Annotated in this window: 15 protein-coding genes; 10 read left to right on the forward strand and 5 right to left on the reverse strand. The window is 39.0% G+C overall.

The genetic code is table 11. From position 1 onward, the window contains the following. The first annotated feature begins 115 nt into the window (after positions 1-115). The 4 genes from LNTAR_RS14020 (at position 116) to LNTAR_RS14035 (ending at position 5199) form a co-directional block, all read left to right on the forward strand. On the forward strand, positions 116-1339 hold the full coding sequence (locus tag LNTAR_RS14020; protein ID WP_007279374.1) for a metallophosphoesterase family protein: 1224 nt from the start codon (positions 116-118) through the stop codon (positions 1337-1339). A gap of 3 nt (positions 1340-1342) precedes the next feature. Further along, positions 1343-2743, forward strand: coding sequence for a hypothetical protein (locus LNTAR_RS14025; protein WP_007279375.1), 1401 nt, complete (start codon positions 1343-1345; stop codon positions 2741-2743). A 111-nt stretch (positions 2744-2854) separates the two neighbouring features. After that, positions 2855-4126 carry a M18 family aminopeptidase gene (locus tag LNTAR_RS14030; protein WP_007279376.1) on the forward strand — a complete coding sequence of 424 codons (1272 nt, stop codon included), beginning with the start codon at positions 2855-2857 and terminating at the stop codon, positions 4124-4126. Continuing rightward, positions 4123-5199, forward strand: a complete 1077-nt coding sequence (locus tag LNTAR_RS14035; protein WP_007279377.1) for a beta/alpha barrel domain-containing protein — start codon at positions 4123-4125, stop codon at positions 5197-5199. The genes LNTAR_RS14030 and LNTAR_RS14035 overlap by 4 nt, the downstream gene beginning before the upstream one ends. A 7-nt stretch (positions 5200-5206) precedes the next feature. Here the strand turns inward: LNTAR_RS14035 and LNTAR_RS14040 are convergent, their stop codons facing one another. Continuing rightward, on the reverse strand, positions 5207-5656 hold the full coding sequence (locus LNTAR_RS14040) for a hypothetical protein (RefSeq protein ID WP_007279378.1): 450 nt from the start codon (positions 5654-5656) through the stop codon (positions 5207-5209). Between the two features lie 245 nt (positions 5657-5901). Here LNTAR_RS14040 and LNTAR_RS14045 point away from each other — a divergent pair, with 245 nt between their 5' ends. Then, positions 5902-6909 carry a zinc-binding alcohol dehydrogenase family protein gene (locus LNTAR_RS14045; RefSeq protein WP_007279379.1) on the forward strand — a complete coding sequence of 336 codons (1008 nt, stop codon included), beginning with the start codon at positions 5902-5904 and terminating at the stop codon, positions 6907-6909. A 469-nt stretch (positions 6910-7378) separates the two neighbouring features. Next, positions 7379-7957: a sugar O-acetyltransferase gene (locus LNTAR_RS14050; protein ID WP_007279380.1), complete on the forward strand. Its 579-nt coding sequence runs from the start codon at positions 7379-7381 to the stop codon at positions 7955-7957. Here the strand turns inward: LNTAR_RS14050 and LNTAR_RS14055 are convergent, their stop codons facing one another. The 3 genes from LNTAR_RS14055 to LNTAR_RS14065 all read right to left on the reverse strand — a co-directional run bounded on the left by LNTAR_RS14055 (position 7958) and on the right by LNTAR_RS14065 (position 11473). Further along, a complete protein-coding gene (locus tag LNTAR_RS14055; RefSeq protein ID WP_007279381.1) occupies positions 7958-8854 on the reverse strand; it encodes a metallophosphoesterase in 897 nt (298 codons plus the stop codon). Between the two features lie 264 nt (positions 8855-9118). Further along, positions 9119-10207, reverse strand: coding sequence for a phosphotransferase enzyme family protein (locus LNTAR_RS14060; RefSeq protein WP_007279382.1), 1089 nt, complete (start codon positions 10205-10207; stop codon positions 9119-9121). 99 nt (positions 10208-10306) lie between these two features. Then, on the reverse strand, positions 10307-11473 hold the full coding sequence (locus LNTAR_RS14065; protein WP_007279126.1) for an IS256 family transposase: 1167 nt from the start codon (positions 11471-11473) through the stop codon (positions 10307-10309). 436 nt (positions 11474-11909) lie between these two features. Here LNTAR_RS14065 and LNTAR_RS25810 point away from each other — a divergent pair, with 436 nt between their 5' ends. The 4 genes from LNTAR_RS25810 to LNTAR_RS14085 all read left to right on the forward strand — a co-directional run bounded on the left by LNTAR_RS25810 (position 11910) and on the right by LNTAR_RS14085 (position 17773). Next, positions 11910-13154, forward strand: a complete 1245-nt coding sequence (locus LNTAR_RS25810) for a glycoside hydrolase family 88/105 protein (RefSeq protein ID WP_007279383.1) — start codon at positions 11910-11912, stop codon at positions 13152-13154. Positions 13155-13922: 768 nt separating this feature from the next. Further along, positions 13923-14933: a hypothetical protein gene (locus LNTAR_RS14075; protein ID WP_007279384.1), complete on the forward strand. Its 1011-nt coding sequence runs from the start codon at positions 13923-13925 to the stop codon at positions 14931-14933. A gap of 480 nt (positions 14934-15413) precedes the next feature. Next, positions 15414-15971: a heme NO-binding domain-containing protein gene (locus LNTAR_RS14080; protein ID WP_007279385.1), complete on the forward strand. Its 558-nt coding sequence runs from the start codon at positions 15414-15416 to the stop codon at positions 15969-15971. 26 nt (positions 15972-15997) lie between these two features. Further along, on the forward strand, positions 15998-17773 hold the full coding sequence (locus tag LNTAR_RS14085) for an ATP-binding protein (RefSeq protein WP_007279386.1): 1776 nt from the start codon (positions 15998-16000) through the stop codon (positions 17771-17773). Between the two features lie 101 nt (positions 17774-17874). Here the strand turns inward: LNTAR_RS14085 and LNTAR_RS25815 are convergent, their stop codons facing one another. After that, positions 17875-18453 carry a DUF1826 domain-containing protein gene (locus LNTAR_RS25815; protein WP_007279387.1) on the reverse strand — a complete coding sequence of 193 codons (579 nt, stop codon included), beginning with the start codon at positions 18451-18453 and terminating at the stop codon, positions 17875-17877. Positions 18454-18470 lie beyond the last annotated feature (17 nt).

The following is an 18470-nucleotide window of genomic DNA, read 5'->3' on the forward strand; positions in this document are numbered from 1 at the left end:
AATCCTGTCGCTAAAAAATAAAAAAAAATCTAAAAAAGATGAAAAAGAGGTGACATGATAGCTATTTTGAACCGATTAGCTTGTAAACATTAATAAATTACACAAAGGATTATTTATGAAACAAGCACTAATCATTCTATTTTTTCTTCAGAGCTTCAGCTTTGCGGCGGTGGATAAAATTCGCGTAGTATGGGAAGAGAATCCCGATTCTGAAGCGATCATTGTTTGGCATCAAAAATCTGGTGAAAATGCGACCTTACACTACGATTTTTTTGATCATAAGGTTGATGCGGCTGCTTATAAGAATTCCCTAAAAGCTCAAAAGGTAGAAGAGTATGCCGGCATGAAGACGCATTACCTCAATTTAAATAAGCTCAAGAGTGATACGAATTATTACTTTCTAATCAAAGATAGTGAAGGTCAAACAGAACGTTACTACTTTAGAACTGCACCGAATAAACCTAAAGCATTTCGTTTTATTCAGGGTGGTGATTCAAGGAATAATCACAAAGCGAGGCAAGAGGGCAATCGTTTAGTCGCCAAGTTAAGACCACTCTTTGTTTCCTTTGGTGGTGATATGACCAGTCGTGGGAAAGATGAAGAATGGCAAGCTTGGCTCGATGACTGGGAACTCACCTATGGTGAAGATGGTCGTATTTTTCCCATTGTACCAACTCATGGTAATCACGAAAGGCAGGGTTATATCCAAGGGATCTACGGAACCAAAAACCGTTTGACGTATTATCACTGCCGTTTGGGCGGAGATCTCTTTTCACTCTTTGTGTTAAATTCAGAAATTGATGCCAAAGGTGGTCAGAGAGAATATTTATTGAAGGAACTACAAAAGCCCAAAGCGACGTATCGCTTGGCCTCTTACCATAAACCCATGCGTCCTCACACGAAAAAGAAAAAAGAAGCCAAACACCTTTATGATGCTTGGGCCAATATATTTTATGTGAATAAATTCGATATCCTTTGTGAAAACGATAGTCACGTTGTGAAGAGAACTGTTGCGGTGAAACCTAGCCAAGAAGAAGGCAATGATGAAGGTTTTGTAGCTGATCCAAAAGGTTATGTAAAAATCGGAGAAGGTTGCTGGGGTGCACCGGTTAGAAAACCCGATGATGCAAAATCATGGACGATTGATTTAGGGAGTTTTAATAGCTTTGACATGTTGGATGTGAGTGAAAAAGAGATCACGATCCGTACCATTAAATTTGAAGGTCAGCCGAAAGTTGCGGCATTAAAAGAAGGCGACGAGGTATTTGCATTGCCAAAAAACCTAAATATTTGGCAAGCTAAGGGAGGCGCAGAGCAGGTCATCAAAGCAAGGAAGTAAGCTATGAGCAAAGATGAAAATAAATTAATCCTACTCTTAAAGTTAGGGATGGCGTCTTACCTCTTTAGCCGAGGTATGCTTTACCTAACTTTTGATAGTCCACTCAGAGCTTTGCTTTGGAGTGAAAGCATTGTCAGTCCCTTTGTGAATTTCTGGGGCATGACTTGGCAAGACTACGCCAATGTTTCAGATTATCTGGCGCGTATTCTAGAGAAAACGGTAGGACTTTATTTTATCTTTGCAGCAGGTCTTTGTTTTTACATGAAAGCTGGGGCAGTGAGCTTGTGGCAGAAAAGAGTATTTCATGTACTCGCTTATTTCACTGCCTTACATATTCTCTTAAAGTACTTGGCGCTCGATCAAGAAATCCCCATTATGCTCGAATATGTTTTACAGGGCTTCAGCCCCTTACTCTTTTTGGCGTTTTTACATAAAAAAACGGCTGGCGAAGCGACAGGTGAGTTTTACTTATCTCATTATAAAATTTCAGCGACACGCTTGTTGATCTCGGCGTGCTTTATTGGTCACGGTTTATACGCAGCTGGTTGGCCTTATCAATCGGTGAAGTTTGTGCGCATGCTGAGCGGGACATTTTTTATTGATTTTGAATTGGCTGCAGCCATCGTGCAAGGCATTGGCATTATCGATATCATGTTGGGCATCATCGTCTTTATCAAAGCCTTTGAGCAAGTGAGTTTAATTCATATGGCCTTTTGGGGATTTGTAACCGCGGGCTCACGCATTGTGAGTCAGGTTATCGTTCCGAATGATTGGTCTCATTGGCATTTGTGGTCCTTGGAGACAAGTGTGAGACTCATTCACGGCGTTTTACCGCTGTTTTTATTTCTTTATTTGCGGAATCAGCAAGAAGAAAAAGAAAGTTTTGATTTCATTCCCTGTCTTAAACAAAGTTTTAAAATCCTGCCAAGTTTTATTGCGAAGACCGCAGTCTTGATTTTGACTTTCTCTTTGGGGGTCAAGCTTTTCTATGCACCGCAGAGTATTGAATTGAATGATGAATATGTTCTTAATGAACCGCCGGCTATGGGGATGATTTCGGTGAACTCCTCGGGTGAGTCTTATTGTGATGAAACTTTCTCGGAACAAGATTTTCCGGTACGTTTGAAATCAGCGTCGAAAGTCGATTTAGATGCGGCTTCCTTAAAGTTTTTGAGTGAGTCCAAACAAGAATTATTGACGCAACTCAAAAGAAAAATCATCCTTGATTTTCAGGGCTCAGCTTACGCGAATGAAAAGTTTGATGAAGCAAAGATTTTGGGTTTTGCCAAAAATGTGCAAGTCATTTACGGTGAGTTTGGACGCGTAGATTTTCGCGCTGAAGTTCCTTGGAGGAGTGACGGAGCCATTGCGGGGAGCCTCTCTCAAAAACTAGGTGCGCTATAAAATCAATCATTGATTGAGCGAAAAGAAAAAGCGAGGCATAAGCTCTGCTAATTTTGTAAAATAACTAGTGCAGTTTAACTTGGGTAAATAATAATTTTACTGAGGTCAAAAATGAGAGATCCCCAAGCAGAAAGCTTACTGGCGTATATTGATGCGAGTCCAAGCCCCTTTCATGCAGTCGCGAATACGAAAGAACAACTCAAAGCAGCCGACTTTACTGAGTTAGATGAATCTGATGAGTGGAAGCTAGAAGCAGGCGGAGCTTATTATGTGGAGCGTTCGGGTGGGAGTATTATCGCTTTTCGCTTGCCTGAAATCCACAAGGAAGTTAAATTCCATATTGTGGGAGCTCATACGGATAGTCCCTGTTTTAAGATGAAGCCCAATGCGGCGACTTCAGTGGGTAATTACCATCAGTGGGGAGCCGAAACTTATGGTGGACTCTTAAAGAACTCCTGGTTGGATCGAGACTTGCATTTGTCTGGTCGTTTAACTCTGATCATTAATGGTGAGATGGTGACTAAGTTAGTCTCTTTAGATTCTTACCAATTCAGAATTCCTCAGCTGGCGATTCATTTGGATGATAATCGCGAAGCACTCAAGCTCAACGCGCAACAGCACTTGATGCCTATCTTTGGTCTCGATAAAGAGCAAGACCTACTGCAGATCATTTTAGATGAACACAAAATCAAAGCGACGTCAACTGAAGTAGCTGCTTTTGATTTATTTTTGCACGATTCGCAAAAATCGGCATTCGGTGGCTTAAATGACGAATTTATTTATGCGCCACGACTCGATAACCTAGCCATGTGCCACGCGTCCCTTGAAGCTTTGATTAAATCAAAACCACATTCGGCAGTGAGCATGGCTGCGTTATTTGATCACGAAGAAGTGGGTTCCGTTTCTGATCGTGGAGCTTGTTCCAGCTTTTTACCGGCCATTCTCGAACGCATTAGCCTAAGCCTCAAAGGTGAGCGCGAAGCCTACCTTGCCGCTTTGAGTCGTTCTTATTTATTGTCGGCGGACATGGCCCATGCAGTACATCCTAATTATGCAGAAAGACATGACAAGGATCACCACCCACTCATCAATCATGGTCCCGTGATTAAGCACAATGCCAATCAGCGTTACGCAACCAATTCTGAAACCGCAGCTTACTTCAATTTACTTTGCCAGGAAAGTGGTATCATGGTCCAGGAATTTGTTTCTCGCAATGATTGCCCTTGTGGCTCCACTATTGGCCCAAGTGTCGCCAGTAAACTTGGAATCAAAACAGTAGACGTGGGCAACCCAATGCTGTCGATGCACTCAATTCGTGAAATGGCTGGATCAAAAGATCACGCGAAAATGATCTGTGTTTTTGAGGAGTTTTTCTGCAAATGATTGGTCTCGCAAAAATAGAGCACAAACTGAGGCCGAGTCTCGCAAAGCTATTGCCCCCAAGTCTTTTTATGAAAGTCTACTCCAGTGGTCGCAACAAGTTTATTAAGGACTTAGCGGCACTTCAGCTCGATCCAGTTAAGGGTGACTTTAATCCCACGGAACTCTGTGGACTTAAATTCCGCAATGACTTAGGCAATGCCGCGGGTTTAGATAAGGATGGCTCACTTTTAGACTTTAATTATAATTTAGGCGCGGGTTTTGCCGTGGTGGGTACGGTTCTCGATAAACCTCATACAGGTAACCTCTTCAATGCTTTTGGCAAAGAACGCAATCCCTGGGCGCCTTTGCCTAATAGTCATTCAGCCTTGAATTCACTTGGCTTGCCGAGTTTAGGTGTCGATGTGGCGGTAGACAATATCAAAGCTTTCCAAGATCGTGTTCAGCCACAAGATTTTCCCATTGGCGTCAGCATTATGGGGCACCCTGCACAAGAGGGTGAAGTCAAATTACAGGGTGTCTTGGATTGCGTTAAAAAATCTTTGCCCGTGGCGGATTTTATCGAAATCAATGAATCTTGCCCCAATGTGAAAGGCCATGATTCTAGTGCGATGTATGAGCGCATTTCAGCGGTGATGGATGTGGCCACGGATCAAGTGCCCATTTTTATTAAATTGGGTAGCCTCGACCACGCAGAAGAAGTTCTTGCGAAGTTCGCAGAAATGAAAGTGGCGGGTGTGGTACTGCTCAATACGCAACGCGATTATGATTTTTACCGCCCTAAGCTCGATAAGGGCGATCACAAAGTATTTGATTTCTACACCAAGGAATTTAGTGGTGGACTTTCGGGCACAATTATTCGCCAAACAGCTCTAGATGCAGTGAAAGAAGCCAAAGCGATTATCGAGCAGCAAAAGCTCGACTTAAAACTCATTCACGTGGGTGGCATTGGCAACAATCAAGATGTTTGCGAAAGTCGCAAATATGCCGAGCTTCGTGAATGGTACTCGCTCTTTATGGAGCGTCTCTTTGAATTGCCGGCGGATCAAATTTACAAGCACTTGACCAAGGCCTAATAAGACTTTACTGATCCGAGGCTTTGAATTGATCGATGTAGTCGAACTGAGTTAAATCGAGTTTGTTGTATTGCTCGCGACTAAGGTAGCTCAGCTTACCGTTTGCGAGGGTCGCAATATGGACTTGCTCTTTTTCATTTGGGATCAGTTTAAACTTGCTCTGACTGACAATTAAAATGGCATCAGCTTGAGATGAGTCGACTTGAGTATTAATGAGAAATTTGAGACCTAGTTCTTCGTAAGTACGATTGAGATTGGTTTTGACTCTTTTTAGTGTTTCGCGGTCAAATTGAGTCGGATTTGTGGCTTTAGAAACGAGGTTATAATGCGCGTGACTAATACTTTTTCCTAGCTTCAATCGCCCTTGTTCCTCTTTTATATCTTTGGTACTGATAAAAATAAAGACAAGCAAGGCAATGGGCAGTGCGCCGAGTAAAATTTGGAAGTAAGTTTTCATAGTCAGAGAGGATTTTATGCTTTTAAAGTTCCATTTAGAACCGTTGAGTTCATTATACGAGTGGCGTCAGTTTAAAGCATGTTATACGAGATGTCGAGTGAAGCTTTTGACTTAAAAGCAGTTTATTTTATTTTTATTTTTTTGTAGTTAAAACGCATAATTATCTTTCATGTATTAAAAGAATGGCACTTTAAACAATACTTTAGGGCAGATGAAATAATAATCTGAACATTGAGGAGAACAAAATGAAAGCAGTTGGCTATAAATCAGCAGGAGCGATTGATCGCGCGGATGCACTCGAAGATATTACTTTAGAAGTGCCACAAGCAAGTGGATATGACCTTTTGGTAGAAGTTAAAGCGATTTCGGTAAATCCAGTGGATTATAAAATTCGTCAGAACCGCAATCCAGAAGAGGGGCATTACGCCGTCATTGGCTGGGATGCCAGTGGTATAGTCAAGGCAGTGGGGGATAAAGTAAAATTGTTCAAACCTGGAGATCGGGTCTGGTATGCAGGAGATCTAACACGTCAGGGAAGCAATGCGGAGTTTCAGTTAGTCGATGAAAGAATCGTGGGCAAGATGCCGAATTCACAGGGATTTGAGACAGCGGCAGCGCTACCACTCACAACACTCACCGCATGGGAAATGCTCTTTGATCGACTGCAAGTGGAAAAAGATAATGCAAATAAAAGTATTTTAGTCATTGGAGCCGCGGGTGGTGTTGGCTCAATTATGGTGCAACTAATCAAGCAAGTCACCAAGCTACAATTAATTGCCACGGCTTCACGACCCGACACGGTATCGTGGTTAGAAGATTTGGGAGTGGAAAAAATTATTAATCATTGTAATAAGCTCAGTGATGAGTTTGAATCGCATGACTTAACTGAAGTTGATTATGTGGTCAGCCTAAATCGCACCGACTTACACTTTCCAGAAATCGTCAAAGTCATTAAGCCTCAAGGTAAGTTTGGTTTGATTGATGACCCAGCTGAGCTCGATATTAAAGAATTGAAAGCCAAATCAATTTCCTTGCATTGGGAATTTATGTACACACGATCCATGTTCCAAACCGACGACATGCTCGAGCAGCACAAGATTCTCACACAAGTTGCTGAAATGATTGATCAAGGCAAGCTGAAAACTACGCTAGGGGAACATTTCGGCACAATCAACGCAGAAAATTTGCGAAGAGCGCACAAATTACTTGAATCGGGAAAGTCAAAAGGGAAAATAGTTCTAGAAGGCTTTTGAACTTCGGCCCTTAGAACTAAAATATACAAGTGAGTTCAGCTTTGATTCTTTAGAATCAAGAGCTGGTCGACTTGAGTTTCACTGCATTTTTTATTTTAAAACGAGTGGTGAACTCTTTGAATAGATTTTTTTAAGAAGTAAAAATCTTTTTTGAAATGTGCTCATTATTATCTCCATGTTCTTAGTGTTTATCTATTTAAACACAGATCAAACATGTTTTTTAACACTTAAATTAAAAAAATGTTCAAAAAACTTTGATTTTATATAAGTCATTAATTATCTATGACGAAATAGTACAAAAAAGCATAGAGCGGGCAAACTTTTTAATGAGATTTTGTTAGTGCTTGTTTTATGTGGGTTAAGAATTGCTTAGTCTTTTGTTAATTCGTCAAATCCACGGAGTCAGCGGAGAAGTCTTGCTATATACATGGATAAAGAATTTATAAATTGAAACACAAGAGATTAAATCATGACTGAAAAAGAAAAAATGTTAGCGGGCAAACTTTTTGATCCAGCGGATACGCAATTATTTGACGAACGACAAAATGCCCGTCGCCTTTGTCGTCTGCTCAATGAATCCACTGAGACCGAAATGGACAAGCGTAAAGCGATCCTTAAAGAACTCTTTAAAAGTAATGAAGAGCCACCCTGGATTGAGTTGCCCTTTCGTTGTGATTATGGCTCGAATATTAGCTTTGGTAAAAAAGTCTTCCTCAACTTTGACTGCGTTATTTTAGATACGGCCAAAATCCACATAGGAGATTACGTCCTCATCGGTCCCAAGGTGCAAATTACAGCGCCGCAACACCCTATCGATCCGGAGCAACGCAGGACCTACTTTGAAACCTCAGCCGAAATTAATATTCACAATGATGTGTGGCTTGGGAGTGGGTCGATTATCTGCCCAGGAGTAACAATTGGCGAAGGCAGTGTGATTGGTGCCGGAAGTGTGGTGACAAAAGATATTCCAGCAGGTGTTGTGGCCGTAGGCAATCCTTGTAAGGTTTTACGTCCTATTTGCCCAGAGGATAAAGTTTCACCTCAATAATTAAACTAAGAATTTTGGTGGTTTTCTGGCAGTCTTTGCCTTCTTATGAGGACTTGTAAGAAGTTCATCGGGTATGGGTTCAGCGATGGCTAAGCTGCGGCTGATCTCTCGGCCCATGCCTGTTATTTCAATACTTTCTTCCTTTAAACTCACAAAAGCAAAAGAGCTTTCATCTGTATCAACCATGCCTTTAAAACTTAGGTAATGGCAATGATTGCGCTGTTGGTAGTTTCCATCGTGCTCATGACCATTGAACCAGGCTTTAACACAAGTGTACTTGTCAATAATAGAGACAATATAAGGGGCATTCCATAGACAGAATTCTGAAAAGGGGTAGACGGCAAAGTGACAAAAAATCATTGCCTTTTGCTCGGATCTTGTAGCGATTTGCAACTCATTTTCTAACCATTGCAATTGCTCTTCACCAAGTGCGCCATTCCATCTCGGGCTAGGAGCACCGTGAGCTTGATAATACTTTTCGACTTCTTCATACTCAGCGGTACCTTCGCAGCTGGCGCTGAAGCTGATGTCATTACCGTCTAAGTAAATAAAACGCCAGTCATTAAGGGATTCGCTATACCAAGTTTTCTGAAGACCTAAGAGTGGGGCGACTTTTTGTTTGAATTGATCGCTCACCATGAGGTCGTGATTGCCAAGTACATGACGAGAAGGCTTTAGCAGTTCATCCCAAATGGGAAGAACGATTTCGTAGGACTTCTCATACTGGTTAATAAAGTCGCCAAGTTGAACGGTAAACTGGGCATCACTTTGATTGATGTCGCTTACGGCATCATAGAGTTTCTCAGGAGATTGACGGAAATGGCAGAGTTCTAAATTATCTTCATCAGAGTATTGCACATCGGCAATGACGGCAAAATTAATCTCTTGGTTTTGCATGCGTATTCCTAGACATAAGTAGCTAACAAGTTTGATCGCAGAGTTAATTTATTCTCTGCATAAGAGCAAATAATTCATGCCTTACAGTGACTTGCTACTAAGCCTTGTGATAGAAGGCTTTAGTTAATCCGCCATTAAATATCAACCCGCCTAAAGTTAAGCAGAGGTGACTTATGTTTAGTTTTGATTGTGGCGTTAAGCTTCGATTAAAAAAGACCTCATTATGTTAAGGTTTACAAAAAGAGTGATGAACCTTTACCTTGTCTAATTAATGCTTTTCACGAGCGCATTGAGTTCCGCTAAGCGTTTTTTTATTTCGCGAGCCATCTTGAACTGAACTCGAGCGCGCTCAAGATTATGAGTCTCATGCTGAGTTTTGAAGTAAGTATCGCCCATGAGGTAATCTGTTAGGAAGCGTAAGCCTATTTCATAGCTAATCACGATGGCACTAATAGCCAAATTATCTTTCTCCACATCATTGAGAGTATCACCGGCACTCTCTAAATACCCACGGAGAGAAGCTTTGTACATCTTCATGCAAAAACTCACTTGATCAAGGTCTTTTTCATCTTCAGCTCCAATTCGCCCTGCGGTTCTGATGAAGTCACCAAAGTCATAAAGAGCCGAGCCCGTCATTAGTGTATCGAGGTCAATGACGCAGACGCCCACATGAGTTTCGTTTTCGAGCATGACATTATTGAGTTTGGTATCATTGTGAGTGACGCGATGGGGAATGGCTCCACTAGCGAGCAGGTCGGTAATAGCCGGTGCGTATTTACGTAGGCGTTTGGCTTGGCTGATTTCATCTTGGGCATTTTGAATTCGCTCAGGAAGCCCTTCGATCACTGCTTGTTCAAAGTTTTTGTAGCGTTGTGGTGTATTGTGGAAATCTGGAATCGTTTCAAAAAGCATACCACCAGGAAGATCTGCAAGTTCTCGCTGAAGGTTGCCAAAAGCTTTAGCACCTTCATAAGCTTGATCAGGGGACTCTATTATGTCGTAAGTTTCTCCCCCTTCAATAAAGTTGTAAAGGCGCCAGTAATTGCCGTTGGGGTCGCGGTGATAATATTCATCATCAAGAGTCTTAATGAGGTATATGCTTTTTTTAAAAGAACTATTTTTTTGTCGCAAATGTTCCGTGACTCGACTGATATTGTCCATCATTTTATCGGGGCGTTTAAAGACGAGGTGATTGATGCGTTGAAGGATGAAGCGAATAGGGCTTTTATCATCTGTTTTCATCTCAATTTTAAAGGTATCGTTGATGTGCCCACCACCGTAGGTTTCACTTTTTACAAATTGGGATGAGGTCTGAAACTGAAGCATAATGCTTTCTAAATCATATTTACTCATAATTTTATTCCCTCAAATCTTGAGTGCTAGTGGATATATCATTATCAATGAGGGGATAGAGTCCCGTTGTTTCTGTAAATTGGTGTTGACCAATTTTAGTTAAACAGATAGATAAACTCTTTTTGTAGCTATCCAGGTTTCATCTAATTCCATAAGAATAGCGGATGCTAATCTAAGAAGTGAAGCTTCATTTGGGAATATAGATACGGTTCTAGTTCGCCTGAGAATTTCTCGATTCTGTCTTTCAACCATATTGGTCGTTCTCAGTTTTGTCCAACAAGAACGCTCGAGATCGAATACAGAAAAGCCTTCAGGAAGTGCAGATTCCATCCATTCAGATAAATGTGAAGCCTTTTCTTCATACTTTAAGCAAGTAAGCTTTAAAAGCCTTTCAGCCTCAAGCTTTGAAGGTGCATTAAAGATATCTCTAATATCTTGAGCTACTTCTGAGCGCATAGCTTTCTTAGGGACATAAGCACCAGCATTTTGCTGTAAGTGAAATTGACATCTCTGCCATGGGATAGAACCAAATACAGTCTTTAACGCTGCTTTTAGGCCCGAATGACTATCACTGGTAATCATCTTGAGGCCATGGAGTCCTCGAGCATTCAATGACAGAAAAAAGTTCCTCCAATGAACTTCCGCTTCACTTAAAGAAACACTTGTTCCGAGGACTGAACGTTTTCCTGATTCATCTATTCCATAGGCAATAAGTAAAGCACAATCTCGAACAGTCTTATCTACTCTAACCTTCTCGTATCTCGCATCCACCAAAAGATAAGAATATTTACCTAAAGGACGGTTGCGCCACTTTTCTAAACTCTCATCTAGCTCAGTTACCACACGGGATACCTGTGATTTACTTACAGATAGACCACATATTTTCTCTAAAAGTTTAGTCACCTTTCTAGTCGATGTCCCCTGAATATAACTCTCTGCCATAGCTGTCATTAAAGCTCGTTCACTTCGCAAGCCTTTCTCCAAAGAACTTGGATAAAAATCAATTTCACCTCTGACTTGAGGGATATTAAGCTTCATTGCTCCAAGTCGAGTGTTTACAGTTTTATTTTTATAGCCATTAGCATAACCCAAGCGACTTTCATTACGTTCATATGGATCAGCTTCAAGAGAATTACTTCTCTCCACTTTCATCGCTTCATTTAATAAAACTCTCATCGCTTCAAGCATTCCGCTTTCGCCGTTTTCTGTAACTTGTTGGATCATTTCTAATAAGACGCTACTGTTTTCTTGTGTAGAGTGGTGCATAATAATTCCTTGTGGGTTGTTTTGGTACAACACCACTCTGCATCTTCTTTACCCCGAGTTACAAACAACTTCCTCAATTTCGCTCCGACGAGAAAGTTCCCATTCTCGCGAAGTCTCGGAAGCTATTCATAACTCTTAAAGTAGAGCAATAGCAGAATTTACAGAAAATTTGGGACACTACCAATGAGGGCGTCTTCCTTAATTAGATTCTTAAAAAAACTGTCATTATATTATAGATAATGATAAAAAAACTTATCAATGAAAAACAGCTACTAGATTGTTTTTTGATGAAAAATTTCCCCTTATTTTTCCTCTTCTGAGTAAGTTTACTCCTATTTTGTAAGTTATTTATTGTTATATTCTAGATGAATTATATTTCTAATCAGTGTGCTGGGCTGCAATCATGTCTAGTCCATATTAATTGTCGAGCTTGTTTATGTTTAAAAGTCTATCATACCTAGGCCTTATGAGCCTTGTCTCACTCTGCTTTTCTTGTGCTCAAAACAAGGAAGTTAACGAGAAAACTCGTCCTGAAATGCAAGCAGAATTATTGGCTACCATGGAAAAGTCACATGACTGGATGTGGAAAAATCGTCAGTCGGTGGTTGGTGGAAGCCGCGGTGATTGGAATTGGACCAACGCGACGTGGTTTGTGGGAAGTATGGAACTCTATAAAATCTCGAAAAACCCTGAGCTTTTACAGCAGCTAAAATCAGTCGGTCAGGGACTTAATTGGACCATTGGAGATCGGACTCCAGGAAAAGATCATAATCTCGATTGGTATAGAGCCGAATACGCGAAATTTCAAAATACGGGTGATAAAAAGATTGTCGATGCCATGGAGACCGCAGGTAGAAAAAACACCACTTTCGCAGCTAACCACACTATCGTTCAAGTTTATGCGGATATGGCAAAAATTGAGAATAGCGACATATATCTCAAACAAACGACGCAGGTTTTTGGTCAGCTATATAATGCGAATCTCGATGTAGATATGACAGATCATTTAGCGGTGTGTTGGAGCGGAGAATGGTCTTGGTGTGACTCACTGTTTATGAGTCCTCCCGCCTTTGCAAAGGTCTATGCAGTTAAGGGTGACATTAGATATTTGGATTTTATGAATCGCAAGTGGTGGAAGACCCATAATCTCCTCTACGATAAACAGCAGATGCTTTTTTATCGTGATGCGACTTACTTTGACAAGAAAGAAGCCAATGGAGAAAAAGTTTTTTCTAGTTATGCGAATGCCTATGTTATGGGCGGACTCGTTCGTGTGCTCGAAGTGCTGCCAGAGGATTATCCCGACCGTGCCAAATACCTCCAGCTCTTTAAAGAAATGGCCTCAAAAGTGAGCTCATTACAAGCGGAAGATGGTTTTTGGCGTCCGAGTTTATTAGACCCCATGTCATTCCCTGCTGGCGAGAGCTCAGGTACGGGGCTTTTCTGCTATGCCTTAGCTTGGGGAATCAATAATGGTCACTTGAATGAAAAAGTCTATAGCCCTGTGGTCAAGCGATCCATCAACGCACTTATGCGCAGTGTAAATCAAGAAGGCAAAGTGGGCTGGGTTCAGGCAATTGGTAAAGATCCAAAGAAAATTCAAGCAGGCGATACGGAAGTTTACGGCGTAGGCGCCTTCCTCCTCGCGGCTAGTGAAGTTTATAAATTACTAGGGAAGTAGCTCTTTATGAAGAGCGATTCAGCACTCTGAGAGGCATGGGAGCGCCGAGCTCCAGCTCGGCATTATTTGTCTTCCTGTACTGATATTCTCACGCAGAGGTGCTGTGACGCAGAGTTTTTCTGTGTTATTTAGTGTATTCTGTGGTTTAAATATTAACCACGAAAGATCTCAAAAAAGCACAAAAAGTGAGGTCAAATTTGCGGTGTTCGCAATCTCAAATGGAGTGTGAGATTTGAATTCGAAATTTCTCTCGCCAAGTCGCGAAGCCCGCTAATTTTTTTTAATGGGACCGCCGAGCTCCAGCTCGGCTTTTTCCTGTCTGTAAAAAGATAAAAACATTCTCACGCAGAGTCGCTGTGACGCAGAGTTTTTTCTGTGTTATTTAGTGTGTTCTGTGGTTTAAATATTAACCACGAAAGATCACAAAAAGCACGAAAGAAGAGAGTCAAAATGTGGTACATGAAAATCAAATGGTGTGCTAGATTTAAGTCTTGTATATATCGGGCCCAGATATGCAAATTTGCGGAGCTTACCGAAATAGTTGATTTTTGTTAAAAGCATGATTTTTAATCATTAGAGCCAACTATAAGATCATTATTGAGATCATCGTAAATTAATAATTTTATAGGTGTCATTATTTGATGAATTGTATACATCTTTTTTAGTCTAAAGTAAGATATGCCATATGATGGAAAGAATAAGTATGGACAGTAAGCTAATTAAAACATCAAAGATTCGAAAATGATCAAATAAATTTCTAGTTCAATTATGAATAATTTTTTAAAGCAATTAAAAGAACTTTTGCCAAAAGCACATAATCGCTTAGCATTTGCCACAGTTTATGGAGGGTTGACTTTAGCGGCAAGTCCCCCTTTTATTGAGCAAATAGTATCAGCTATTTTTAAAAAGACCATTGATTTGTCAATTACAGACTATGATCAGTATGTAGGGATTTGTTTTGTTGTTGTTGGTTTATTCTATCACATCATTATTACAAATATCATTACTAAAATGCAAATGGAAGAGGGGAGTAAAACTTCAAATACCACACACCAATTGAATATTATAATCTCCTTTAAAGTAATTAAGTTTTATGATTTAGATCTAAAATTAATAACTGGAGATACAGACAAAGACCGTCTACGAATTTTGACAGTTGGAAATAGCTTCTTTATTGATTATAAAAATGGAGAATTATTATGCCATGCTAAAGATCAAGAACCTATTAAAGTTACTATAGACGAAACTTCATATACTGTTATTCCTCTTAAAATCGAATTTTATCCTCAAAAAACGGTATTTAGCTACACTATTAATAATAGAGATTATAAAATTGAATCTGAAGAGAAATCTATTTTTAATTTGAAATCCGATAAGATTATTATCGGATCAAGTGAAAACTTTTATGGTGAGTTTGGTGTAAAAGCAATTTTATTATCGTCTGGGGAATTCAGTGCAACAGAATTAGCTAATTGTGTCTATAAGTTAGAAAATATTTCTGCGGACTTGAGCGACCCCCTCAATTTCACAATACAGACATATTTAACATATAACCACGATTATAAGTCGTTTATTCAAACGACTCTAATGAATCAACCATCATGTAACACCACTCATCATGTAAATGCTATAGATTGGGTGTGTGATGATTTTCCTGAATTTGAAATAGGCTTTCTAGCAAAGACTGTACATATAACTGGATTAAATGGATTTTGGGGGAGCTATAAATCCATTTTTAAAGAAAAAATCAAAGAAAGAAAAACTGAGCATAGTGATTGATTATGTATTCAATAAGACGCTACTTCAGATTAGCGGATATACTGCTGATACTTGAATTTCCTTATATCTTCCTAGTAGTTACCATCCGCCCGTATGGCAATACCTCCCCGCTGGAGTGAGGCGATACCCCCCCCCCTGTTTTAATTAGAAGTGTTGGGACTCCGTCCCCATCCCTGCAAGGTGTGCCCACCTTGAGAGGCGGATAAAGTGCTGCCACAGGAACTTACTCTGAGATCTAGGATTCATTTTCCTAGATCATGAATAATCCATGACGAAGACAAGACGATAAGTGTTAAGGTGAAGATTCATAAAATTATTGACTTAAGAAAGTTGCTGTATCATAAACATTTATTTAAGATAAAATTGTTCAAAATTAATTAATTATACAGGAAAACGTTCATATTGATCGTTTTTAGTTTTGAATGAGATATTTATGTTTTATATTCCTTCACTACTCATAAACCTTGGAGGTATTTTAGCATGTATGGTATTATAAATAGGTTCTTTAAAGATTTTTTTCAGCAAAACTTTGGAGAAGATGAGTGGTCGAAAATCGCTAAAATATTAGATATTGAAAAATTATACTTCATGGGAATGAAGCAATACCCCGATCAAATAACATACGGAATTGTATCAGTAGCGTCTGAAAAGCTTGAGATTGATCAAGAAAAGATTCTCTATCTTGCAGGAACAAAGTGGGTAGATTTTATTTTAGAAACTGAGTTTAATTATGTGTTTAAAGTCTTTGGAGATAATCTTTTTGACTTCATGAAAAATCTTGATAATTTACACTTTAACGTGACAAATGTTATCCCAGGGATTAAACCTCCATCCTTTAAATGTACCAATGTAACACAAGACACTTTGTATCTACATTATTATTCTGATAGACCTGGACTCGATTCATTTGTAGAGGGTTTGATAATGGGCTTAGCGACTTTTTTCAACAAAAAAATTTCTATTACGTTACAAAATTCAAAAGATGAAAACAACGATCATTCTATTTTTTTCGTTGTCATATTAGGTGATCGTACGTGAAAATGAATTCTAAAGGGCAATAAATTTTGAGCAATAATAAAATAAATTTAAATCCCAATACCTTTGATAAGGTATTTCCATTTCATATTGCTTGGGATGAGAATATGCTTATTTTTCAAGCTGGCTCAATAATAAATCAATTTCTACCTGAAACAGGGGATAAGTATATTGGTGATCTTTTTGAAATAAAAACTCCCAAAATACAGTTTAATTTAGATGAGCTTTTTGAACAATTAGATAGAACTTTTGTTTTAGAATCAATAGATAATAACCTCTTATCCTTAAAGGGACAAATTATCTATCAAGAGAGTGATGAACTCTTTATTTTTCTATGTAACCCAATCATTTCCAAAATGGATTCCCTAGTTGAACTAGGTTTAAACTTACATAATCTTCCAATGCATAATTTCTTGGCTGATTTTATTTTCTTACTTAATACAAAAGACTCACTATTAACAGATGCCAACCATTTAAATCAACGATTAAAAGAGGCAGACACGAAATTAAAACAAAGTAATTTACTTTTAGAAGCCAAAGTTAAAGAGCGCACTCATAATTTGAGGATTAGAGAAGAAGAATTGAGAGATGAAATTTCGGTTCGAAAGGATGCAGAAAAAGAGTTGATTGCGATGAAGTTAAGAGCTGAAGATGCAAGTAAAGCAAAGTCGCAATTTTTAGCTAATATGAGTCACGAGATTAGGACTCCCTTAGGTGCAATTATGGGATTTAATGAAATTCTCCTAGAAAATAGTAAGTCACTAGAATTACCGGATTACTACCCACTTTATTTAAATTATATTGACAACAGTTTACAATACCTTCTTAAGGTCATTAATAATATTTTAGATATTTCAAAAATTGAGGAACGTAAATTCAAACTGAAAGTCGAAGATGTTGATTTAGAAAAGTTTTTTAAAAATATTGTCTATACTTATAAGCATTTAGCAGAAGAAAAAAAGATCAATTTTATATACAAAAATACAGAATTGATCGCTAAATACGTCAAAATTGACCCAGTCAAACTCCAACAAGTGATTATTAATTTATTAGATAATGCCTTTAAATTTACACCTGTTAATAAATTAGTAGAAATGACGGTAAAAACCGATGATCAAAAATTGATAATACTTGTTAGAGATGAGGGTATTGGGATTCCTAAAGAATATCAAGAAACAATTTTTAAAGTTTTTGAACAAGTGGATGATTCAAATACAAGAAGTTATCAAGGCACTGGTTTGGGACTTTCTATTTCTAAGAAATTCATAGAATTAATGGGAGGCATTATATCTTTAGAAAGTGGTATAAATCAGGGGAGTATGTTTTCAATTAACTTACCTCTTAAGGAGGGCGAAGACTTAGCAAAGATTGAAAAGACTAAGCATGGAAAAGTTCAATTTTCATCAGATACTAGAATATTGCTGGTAGAAGACAATTTAATAAATCAAAAGTTGATTAGTACAATTTTAGGTGGCTTTAATTTATCAATTGATATCGCAAACAATGGCTTAGAGGGCGTTGATTCTGCATTACGAATGGCAGAAAGTGGCACACCACCGGACTTGATTATGATGGATTTACAAATGCCTGTGATGGGAGGTGTTGAAGCTATTATAAATATCAAAAAAAATGCTTTGACTAAGAATATACCCATCATTGTAATGTCTGCAGATGCCTTTACAGATCAACAGTCGAAGGTTAAGACGATCGGCATAGAATACTATATCACAAAACCTATTAAGGTTGACTTTTTACTTGATGTATTAAAGCATTACCTTGAGTATAGCTACTGTCCCGATGAATAAGAACTGAGCTACTACTTTTAAACATCAGAGTCTATCAGTCTATTTACTACAGCTTTGGGCACAGATTTTTCTAACAAAAATCTTATCTTTAAATTAGATTATTAATAATCCATGACGAAGACAAGACGATAAGTATTGAGATGAGAGATCTTAGGTGATTTGTGGACAATCTTGGAACTGCGTCCACGGTGCTTAAGGCCTTTGAGCAAGATGGTCTCACCAGTTTTGACTTGTAGGACTTCATTGGATTTTGACATGAGCTTATATTCTGTGCCAGGTCCAATTAAAGTAGTGATTGAACGAGTATATAGGTTGTCGATGTGAAATTTTCTACAGCTATCGGTATAAACGAGATCCATACGACAGTGCAGGTAGTTAAGCTTAAAGCGCTTGATCAGTTGTGCCGCCAAATCTTGTAATTGTTCAGCAACCGAAAGGTCCGAGAAGCCCAAGGCCAAAAGTGATTGTTCGGCAAATTCTTTGACTTCACTAATGGAACGGATGGTCTTTCTATAACTTCTTTCCGCTTTTTGAGGATCGTCTGGAAAGAGGGCGTCAAGTTTGCTTGAAGATGTCTTAAGTTCTGAATCTGGAGCCTGTCTAAAGCTAATAGCTGGAAGTTGAATATTACTAGGCATCACTTCGTAACCCTTTTTCCAAGTTTCCTGTGTACTCTGCATAATTAACTCCCTTGAAT

The organism is Lentisphaera araneosa HTCC2155 (genome assembly GCF_000170755.1).
GTDB lineage: Bacteria > Verrucomicrobiota > Lentisphaeria > Lentisphaerales > Lentisphaeraceae > Lentisphaera > Lentisphaera araneosa.